14 protein-coding genes are annotated in these 8,434 nt (G+C 48.8%); 6 read left to right on the forward strand and 8 right to left on the reverse strand.

Annotated elements, in window-relative coordinates; translation table 11 throughout:
- Nucleotides 1–51: 51 nt before the first annotated feature.
- The 4 genes from B2067_RS06795 to B2067_RS06810 all read left to right on the forward strand — a co-directional run bounded on the left by B2067_RS06795 (nucleotide 52) and on the right by B2067_RS06810 (nucleotide 1,991).
- Entirely contained in the window at nucleotides 52–567 is a 516-nt protein-coding gene (locus B2067_RS06795; protein ID WP_297533984.1) for a hypothetical protein, read from the forward strand.
- 1 nt (nucleotide 568) lies between these two features.
- Entirely contained in the window at nucleotides 569–793 is a 225-nt protein-coding gene (locus B2067_RS06800; protein ID WP_075273413.1) for a hypothetical protein, read from the forward strand.
- A gap of 125 nt (nucleotides 794–918) precedes the next feature.
- Nucleotides 919–1,218, forward strand: coding sequence for a cupin domain-containing protein (locus B2067_RS06805; RefSeq protein ID WP_076515160.1), 300 nt, complete (start codon nucleotides 919–921; stop codon nucleotides 1,216–1,218).
- 98 nt (nucleotides 1,219–1,316) lie between these two features.
- Entirely contained in the window at nucleotides 1,317–1,991 is a 675-nt protein-coding gene (locus B2067_RS06810; RefSeq protein WP_301387886.1) for a penicillin-insensitive murein endopeptidase, read from the forward strand.
- Between the two features lie 5 nt (nucleotides 1,992–1,996).
- Here the strand turns inward: B2067_RS06810 and B2067_RS06815 are convergent, their stop codons facing one another.
- Nucleotides 1,997–2,176, reverse strand: coding sequence for a DUF6435 family protein (locus B2067_RS06815; RefSeq protein ID WP_076515158.1), 180 nt, complete (start codon nucleotides 2,174–2,176; stop codon nucleotides 1,997–1,999).
- A gap of 159 nt (nucleotides 2,177–2,335) precedes the next feature.
- On the opposite strand from B2067_RS06815, the gene B2067_RS06820 reads away from it, so the two are divergent.
- Nucleotides 2,336–2,551, forward strand: a complete 216-nt coding sequence (locus B2067_RS06820) for a hypothetical protein (RefSeq protein ID WP_068438377.1) — start codon at nucleotides 2,336–2,338, stop codon at nucleotides 2,549–2,551.
- A gap of 71 nt (nucleotides 2,552–2,622) precedes the next feature.
- Nucleotides 2,623–2,958, forward strand: coding sequence for a zinc ribbon domain-containing protein YjdM (locus B2067_RS06825; protein WP_068440092.1), 336 nt, complete (start codon nucleotides 2,623–2,625; stop codon nucleotides 2,956–2,958).
- Between the two features lie 83 nt (nucleotides 2,959–3,041).
- Here the strand turns inward: B2067_RS06825 and B2067_RS06830 are convergent, their stop codons facing one another.
- From B2067_RS06830 to B2067_RS06860, 7 genes are all read right to left on the reverse strand, one after another.
- A complete protein-coding gene (locus tag B2067_RS06830) occupies nucleotides 3,042–4,217 on the reverse strand; it encodes an AI-2E family transporter (RefSeq protein ID WP_217693581.1) in 1,176 nt (391 codons plus the stop codon).
- Nucleotides 4,214–4,486 carry a hypothetical protein gene (locus B2067_RS06835; RefSeq protein WP_273088076.1) on the reverse strand — a complete coding sequence of 91 codons (273 nt, stop codon included), beginning with the start codon at nucleotides 4,484–4,486 and terminating at the stop codon, nucleotides 4,214–4,216. Before B2067_RS06835 ends, B2067_RS06830 begins: the two co-directional genes overlap by 4 nt.
- Nucleotides 4,446–4,895, reverse strand: a complete 450-nt coding sequence (locus B2067_RS06840; RefSeq protein ID WP_301387888.1) for a hypothetical protein — start codon at nucleotides 4,893–4,895, stop codon at nucleotides 4,446–4,448. The genes B2067_RS06835 and B2067_RS06840 overlap by 41 nt, the downstream gene beginning before the upstream one ends.
- Nucleotides 4,892–5,200 (reverse strand): hypothetical protein, encoded by a 309-nt coding sequence (locus B2067_RS06845; RefSeq protein WP_301387889.1) that lies wholly within the window; start codon nucleotides 5,198–5,200, stop codon nucleotides 4,892–4,894. The genes B2067_RS06840 and B2067_RS06845 overlap by 4 nt, the downstream gene beginning before the upstream one ends.
- Before the next feature lie 277 nt (nucleotides 5,201–5,477).
- Complete coding sequence (locus tag B2067_RS06850; RefSeq protein WP_068439701.1) at nucleotides 5,478–5,714, reverse strand: hypothetical protein; 237 nt, start codon at nucleotides 5,712–5,714, stop codon at nucleotides 5,478–5,480.
- A gap of 162 nt (nucleotides 5,715–5,876) precedes the next feature.
- Entirely contained in the window at nucleotides 5,877–6,524 is a 648-nt protein-coding gene (coq7, locus tag B2067_RS06855; protein WP_068439699.1) for a 2-polyprenyl-3-methyl-6-methoxy-1,4-benzoquinone monooxygenase, read from the reverse strand.
- A gap of 66 nt (nucleotides 6,525–6,590) precedes the next feature.
- On the reverse strand, nucleotides 6,591–8,434 hold a 1,844-nt coding region (locus tag B2067_RS06860; protein WP_301387890.1), incomplete at its 5' end, for a response regulator.

Consider the following 8,434-nt stretch of genomic DNA (forward strand, 5'->3'; position numbering starts at 1 on the left):
TGAGGGGTGTCCATAGATGTTATGCAATCACCATCTATTAAAGGAGTAATGATGAAAGCCAATATATTAACCTTCACTGAAAATGAAGCTATTGACTACCTTAACCGAACTAAGCGATCGAATCAGATTTATATGTATAAATTCGATGTCGACGTGGTATTTCGGAAAGGAAAAAAGAGTGACGAGCAAATTGGCAAGGTTCGATACAAGGAAGATTCAAGGCCTCAAAAGTCTTATAACAGCAGGACAAAAACTGAGCAAGATAAGAAAAATGATATAGTTACCTACCAAAAAGGTGGAACTGATGACTTATACGTATTAGCGAAATCCGGCGGGGTTTCACTTTTTGATGGGATGAGCAGCAAGGTCAAACTCGGAAAAAATGATTGCTGGTGGGTAATAACTAAGAATGCCAAACTAGAAGAAGGTTTAGTTATCGCTAAGGATATGTTCTCTGATAGCGAAGGAAATACTCACTACTCAATAGAGCCTGATAGAGATATGCTGTTATCTGAGTACATTGAAAAACTTGAAGAGCTTAAAAAATACATGAAACAGAAGGTATGATATGGCTTTTTCATACAAGGACCTAACATATATACGGGCATCTATTCAAGCCTATGAGGGCATCCTTTCTGAGGTAAATGAAGATGAATGCTCGGACGACGATGAATTTTCTGAAATTCAAGATGATCGTCTTTACTTAAATCGACTTTTGGCTCTTGTAAACCAAGAGATTTCGGATATTGAAGGGGCAAAGCCTAAATTAACCCCTATTAAAGGCAAGGAATAAGTGCATAACAAAGCGTTGCAATTGACGCCCTACACTCCGCTTGCTTTGTGCTAGAAAACATTAGCACAAGGCAAACTCCATTCCGGCCGCAACTGAACGCGGCGTTATGAGTCAGAGAAAAGTCAGTGAATAAAATTGATTTAATCAAGACAGATGAAGTAAGAGTTTCAAGAATCTGTTTAAAAGCAGCAGAGATTTCACCCGCACACTATCATTCGAATGTTATTGAAAGCATAGTATGTTTAAGTGGTGAAATAGAAGTTGTGCTGGATTCTAGTAGTGATCCAAATATTTTAAAGCCGGGAAATTTGATTGATATTCAGCCACTAGATGGGCACCACTTAATTAATCGATTAAACTCCGCATCAGAATATTTATTGGTCCAAAAAGGATCTTATGATTTCGTACCAATAAAATCCTATTAAAAACGTTAAAGTGCAGCATGCGCATAACAAGCACAAGCATTGGACCAATGATCTTGCCCCGATAAAACGGAAACCAAAGACAGTCAACGAAGCCCAATATGCTTATGAGATACATACTACTCGCCATCTTATCGTTCCCTGTGATGTTACACGCCGAAACGAGCACCTGCTATGGCACAACAGCCAATGGCAGCTTGTCTGGAGGTGTGCAGCTACCCTCTGAAGGAAGCAACTATGTGGGCTACCGCTCCATTGCCCGATTGGCTGGTCGCACTTATGTTCATTCTGAAGTCAGGGATATTGTAGTGTCTGCCTACGTACAGTTGGAAAAAGAGCAACCTGATAAGGTTTATAAGTACGCAGAAACAGGTTTTAAAGAGGGCGGTCAGTTTAAACCTCATAAGACTCACAGAAACGGACTATCTGTCGACTTCATGACTCCAGTCGTGGATGGGAATGGTAAATCCGTTCACCTGCCAACGAATCCTTTAAATAAGTTTGGCTACAATATCGAGTTCGATGGCAGTGATCATTTCGATGAAATGCACATTGATTACGAGGCGCTCGCTGCTCATATAGTAGCGTTGGACCAACAGGCGAAAGCGCACGGGCACGGTTTATGGCGGGTAATCTTTGATCCGGCCCTGCAACCAAATTTGCTTGATACTAAGTACGGGCAGTATCTTAAAGACAATATTCAGTTTTCGAAAAAGCGCTCTTGGGTGCGCCATGACGAGCACTACCATGTGGATTTCGCTATACCCTGCGAGTAGCTGTCTTACAGCTTCTCTGCAGCCTCTATCTCCTGAATCTTCTTATAAATATCCTCAGCCTCCGTTGATAGCTTAGAGTAAGTGCGGATATCGCCACCTCGCTGGGCATGCATGGCTTGTTCAAGCAGCGCGGCGTGCTGTTTTCTGAGTTTCTTGGTCGGATCACTTTTCAAGAATGAGAACATGCATGACTCCGGTGAGTTAAGACAGATAGCTAAGTCGTCTCATTGTGTACGAGAAGTGGTGATAAAATCCAGAACTTATACGTAAGTTGTACAAATTGAGAGAGGTTGCCCCGATAGCTATAATCGCCGCCCCTTTACGTTATTCAGGTTCTGTTCAGTATGTTGTTTTTCCCTATCCAGCAGGAGCTGGACTGCATCAGCGAACGCGGTGTGATTCTGGGCAAGATTCGCTTCGATGACGCCCAAGGGAGGCATATCTTCTATCAGCCTGATGATGTTGTTGAGGTTACGGCGGCAGAGCAGGCGGCCATCAATGAGCGGCTGGCTGGGCTGGATGCGGGTACTTACGGCATCCCTATGCAGGATGATGACTGAGACCCCATACCGTTTGTAGGGCTATTCGGGTATACTCCGGCCTCCTTAAAAACCGATAAGAAGTGTTCATTATGTCTTTGCCTCCATGCCCTCAGTGTCAGTCTGAGTATGTTTATGAAGATCAGGCAAACCTGGTATGCCCGGAATGCGGTCACGAGTGGAACCCAGCAGATAACAGCGATGACGATGCGTTTGTGGTTCGTGATTCGAACGGCAAGGTGCTGGAAGTAGGCGATCAGATCACTCTGATTAAAGATCTGAAGGTGAAAGGTTCATCGCAGCCACTGAAGATCGGTTCTAAGACGACCATCCGCCGCATTGTTGAAGGCAAGGATCACGAGCTGGACTGCAAGTTTGCCGGTGCTGGCGAAATTATGGTGACAGCCAAGTTCGTTAAAAAGGCCTGATAACCCGAATCTGGCTGATATCCGATAGAAGGGATGAGCGGCACTGTTTATACCCCTGTGCCGCTCTTATATCTGTGCTTTGTTTAGCCAGGAGTTTCGATCAGCTTTACCCATCTAGAGAAGATATTCAGGCGTGCGGCCGCCAGTTTCAGGCAGACCAGTAAAGGCACGGCAATCAAGACGCCTACAGCTCCCCACATCCAGCCCCACAGAATAAGCCAGAGTATCAGTATCAGAGGGTTGAGCCTCATATTGTGGCCGAGCACGGTAGGGGTAATGAACTGAGCTTCGATGGTGTTAATACCAAAAAAGATCAATGGCGGTATGAACGCCATCCAGTTTGCACCGTACTGAATAATTCCAGCCAGATACAGCACCATCATGCCTGCAATCGGGCCCACGTAAGGGGCGAAGTTCAGCAGGGCGACCATCACACCCCACAGCAGGGCATCCTGCACACCAGCGGCCCAGAGCGCCGCTCCTGTCACGATACCAAGGCCGGTATTGATGACACTCACTGTTAATATGTAGCGCGATAGCTCGCGTTGTACTTCGTCGAGCAGCGAGTTTGCCGCCTGCTTGTCGCTTTGCTGGGTAAAGCCACTGATAAAGTTACTGTAGAGTAGCGGCCCGAATACCAGCATGAAAACGACCAGAATCACAAAGGTGAAGAACTGGGTGAGCATGACCGGTGTTGCGCCCAGTATCTGAATCATTAACTCAACACCGCCTTGTTTGAAACGGTCTGAGACAGCGTTCTGGTCTGGCTCAGGTTCGGGTTTCGGCGGTTCGGGCTCATCTTTGCTGAACCAGCCGAACCATCCGCCGCTGTCTTCTTCTGGTTCAGCTTTTGGTGGAGGCGCCTGTTCGCTGAGCGCGAGTTTTTCGCTGATTTCATTCAGCTCTGTGGTCAGCTGTGTCGACAGCTCTGGAATACGTTCTGCCCAGCGCTCTGCGGGCTCGACCAATTGCATTCCGAGCAGTGTAAAGGGTACACCGAGTGAGGCCAGTAACAGCAAGGCAGAGAATGATCTCGGAATATAGAAGCGTTTGAGTATTCGTACCAATGGGCTGAGTAGCAGTGCGAACAGTGCGGCCACTACAACGGGCAGGAAGAGTGTCTGCGCAATGTACAGCGTGTAGAAAACGACAAATGCGATAAGCCAGTACATTACCATTTGCATGGAGGTCAGCTTTTTGGGCTGATCTTCTGACTCATCGTTCTGATTTTTTAGGGCAATCTGCCGAAGCTGACTCATTCGCCGGCTCCGAACTGCTGGCCTAAGGCGAAGGCATCACGCGTAAACGGAATTAACCGGCTGCCCTGAATGCTTAGGGCAGAGATACGGGTAGGGCCAAGAAAGCCGACCAGTGCACCTGCTGCCACGCCAGTGCCTATTAACCAGACTGGGGGGACTTTTTTAAGAGTCTCGTGAGAGTCTTTTGCGAGTACGCCGATCGCTTTTGTGCGAAGCGTCAGCTGTTCATCAAGTTGATCGAGTCGGTTGATCATAGTCTGACGCTTCACCGGATACCTCCTGTATGATTCGACGTGCATGCGACTTGGTGCGCCGAAAACCGATACCGTTGCGGAATCGTTTTCTCATTGAAAGCAGCGTTATGCAGAGCGCAATCTGAAGCAAAGTAAAACTGGAAATTGCCCAGGTCACAGATGCTGACAGGGCATAAACACACCAGGCAATTAATCCACCCAAAGAAACCCATGCCAGAATAATTGCTGGAATAATCGCCAGCCAGGTGATGAGTAATCTTCGGGTATCATCGACCGTTAACTGCATCTCCAGTCTGAATATTTCAGACAGTTCTTTTGCAGCCGTTGTGGTCTGGCCAGACAGCGCTGACAGTTGTTCTGTCAGCGCTTGAGCAAGAGCTTCCTGTTCGCTCTGCTCTGGCTTTTTATTGCTTTCCGGGCTCATTTACGTGAGAGCACTTTCGAAGCAAGGAAGCCTGCAGCAAATGCAATACCCGCAGTAACCAGTGGCTTTTCTTTCATGTAGCCGGTTGCCTGGTCTGCAAGTTCAGAGGCTTTATCACGACCTTTTAATAGCTGCTCAGTGGCGTCATTTTTGACATCTACACCTGCCGATTCTGCGGCTACTTTGAAGTGATTTTTGGCGTCGATCAGCTTGTTATAAGCTTCAGAAACTGCTTCACGACTTGCTGCCAGCTCTTCTTGCTTATCGACTGAATTGTTTGCTGATTTTGAGTTTGCATTAGCCATAATAACTCTCCTTTTGGGATTGTTGCGGGCTTCAGATTGATTTCGCGTGAGGGCGTTAAAAAGGGCCTCTCCCGGCGTTACAGTCTCTTTACTGTCAATTTTACGACCGGTGATCCGGTGAATAGTTCAGGGGATTTTTGATGAACAAGTTTTAACAGGAGAGTGAGAGCGGAAAAACTGCAGAAAAAATACTGATGATTCAAGATGTTGCGACGTGTTGAGCTCTGCAGCTTGTGGTTTGTTTTACTTTAAGCAGAGCGGGTATAAAAAAAGTTGCTTATTCTTCGTCCCGTTCGAGAAATGCGAAGCTCATAAAACTACTGAAAAAGAATATGCCAAGAATCGCAGCAACATTTTCTGCGGCTAACATAAATACACCACTGATAATCCAGCCTGTTTTTACCTGCTCCAGGCGTCTGCGATAGGTTTCAGTTCTGGTCCACTCAATGTCTGGGTGATTCTCAGGTAGTTTATAAAAACGGCGGATCTTACTGATGAGGTTGAACGATGGCATATCTGTCTCCCGCTTGTCTCTTTTCAGATTAGGCCCACTTTTCAGAGTAGGCCATATGACAAGTGTTTACAGAAGAGATGCCTCTTTACAGCGATTTGTTCTATAAAAGGGGGAACGATAGATGCCCCACTTCTGAACCAAAGTGGGGCAGGAGGGCGCGGCTCAGATGCGGTATGTGGCTTTTGTCATCACTTTTGAGAGCGCAGTCATTCCCATTTTTACGGGCAAAGGAAAGCGCTTTCCGCCAGCTTCAATGGCCGTTGTCGCATGTTTCGCTTCGTCTTCAAGCATCTGTAGTAGTACAGCTTTACTCTTTTCGTCTTGTGTCGGCAGGGACGTCATGTGTTTGCTCAGATGGCTACAGACCTGCTCTTCTGTGGCGGCGACGAAGCCCAGACTTACCTTATCGCTGATCTTACCCGCGATTGCACCGATGCCGAATGACAGTGCGTAGAACGCAGGGTTGAGGCGGCTGGTGTGGCTGCCAAGATCTTTGATACGTTCTTCACACCAGACCAGGTGGTCGATTTCTTCTTCGGCCGCTTCTTCCATTGCTTCGCGTACTTCAGGCAGTTTCGCTGTCAGGGCCTGCCCCTGATACAGCGCCTGTGCACAGACTTCACCGGTATGGTTAATGCGCATCAATCCGGCAGCATGCTGTCGTTCCTGCTCTGACAGTTCACTGTATTCACGGCTCTGCGCTGGCGAAGCACGCTCGGCAGTTGCTGCACCGGGTACCAGTGTGCGGAGCGCCTGATCGGCATTGGTGATGAGTTTATCGAACAGAGAAAATTGTCTTCTGGCGGTCATGAAGGTCACCTTCTTGAAATCTGGTGACCATTTTACCCTATTGAACGTAGAGCTGCATGATGCAGGTCAGTAGGCCGGTGTGCGCCGTTTCTGAAGGATCGCGAGGGCTTCGCGCAGGCGATTACCGCTGGCTGGCTTGGCGATCACATAGTCGATACCGGCGGCGGAGGCACTGCGTTCGACACTGTTGGTGCTGAGTCCGGTCAGCATCAGGTTGGCGGGCTTACGGCGAATTTCTTCATCTGAGTGAATACGCTCTGCCAGCTGAAGGCCCGACATCACCGGCATATCGTGATCAATGATAACGATATCGTAAGGTGTTCCGTTGCGGTGTTCTGTCCTCAGCATGGCCAGGGCTTCTTTGCCGCTGTAGGTGCTGTCGGAGTTCACTCCCCAGCGTTTCAGCTGTTTTTCGATGACTGAACGCAGCGTAGCGTTGTCATCAACGATGAGTACATTCAGGCCCTTCAGAGAGGAGTCCTGCTCTTTCTGTGAGAGGTCTTCACTGGTGTCGGTCTGCATCGGCAGGAAGAGGGTAACTGAGCCGCCCTGGCTGCTCAGGCTTTCGATATCCAACGTGCCGCGCATGTGGCGTATAAGACCCCTGACAACCGTTAGATTCCAGGTGTGTGGGTCGTTGCCATCGACTTTCGTGTTGCCCGGTTGCAGCATGCGGAACAGAGACTCGAGTTCCTGCTGTTTGATGACCGTACCACTGATCTGCAGCTGCAGGCGCAGGCCTTGTGCTTGTTCACCACAGTAGTAAGAGGCATACACGGTCAGGGCACCGTGCTCGGTGTATGCCAGAGTGCGTGACAGCAGATTGTAATAGACGGAAAGCAGGCGGTTGCGGTCACACAGCAGGCGCTCAGGAAAATTGTCAGACAGGTCGAGAATCAACTCAACCTGTTTACGCGCGGCTTCCTGCTGGAAGTGTCCGAGTGTGCGGTTAAGAAGATTGATGACCCGAACGGGTTTGATATCAAGAAACACTTCACGGGCTTTCAGTTTGCCGAGGTCTGAAAGTTCATTTACCAGTACCAGCAAATCGGTACCCGCCATCTTGATGGTCTCAAGGTGGTCGCGTTGTGTGATCGATAGCGGCGTGTCAGTGAGCAGCTCGCTCATGCCAATCACGCCGTTGATCGGGGTTCTGAGCTCATGGCTGATCTGCCCCATGGTCTCAGGCGGAATCCCCGGCTGACCGCTGATTTCGCGATGGCTGTGTTTGGCGCTGATGGCCAGTTGTGAAAAGAACAGGCCCGCAGCCGCTGCCAGAGGTAACAGAAACACCAACACCTGCTCGGTCACTGGCATATTGATTAAGTTCATTTTGTGCATGAGTGTGATCACCATCCCCAGAGTGATCACGATGGCCGCACTGCGCAGATATACATGACACTCCGGATACTTACTGCGATATACCGTGGTCACAAAAATGGTGAGCAGCTGAGCAAAGGTCGTGGTGGTGTACAGCATGGTTTCGGTCAGATAGCTGGGCGTAACAACATCGCTGAGCAGAATGCCGACCTGGGCTGCGATGTTCAGTTTGATAAGTGCGCGTATCCAGACCTGCCGCCACTTGAGCTTTAAGAGGGCCAGCAATTGGGCGATGAGTATTCCACCTACTGAGTAGGTTTCGATACAACCGTTTGGCAGGTAGACATTGATCGGGAGGTCGAAACTGATGCCCACACTGGCGGGCACAAAGAACATGACTGACGTTGAGCCGAGAACTCCAGCGGCGCGAATACCTTTATCACCGCGGGCAAAGGCGAACAGAAAATACAGTAAAACCAGAGATACCAACCCAAGGAGCGCCCCGGTCAACAGGTTACTGATACGCTCTACAAGGTTGAACTGATCCAGGCTTTTGAGGGCGATGCGGGTTGCCATTATGGCATCAGTTT

It is taken from the genome of Thalassolituus sp. UBA2590 (genome assembly GCF_002339775.1).
Classification (GTDB): Bacteria; Pseudomonadota; Gammaproteobacteria; order Pseudomonadales; family Oceanobacteraceae; genus Thalassolituus.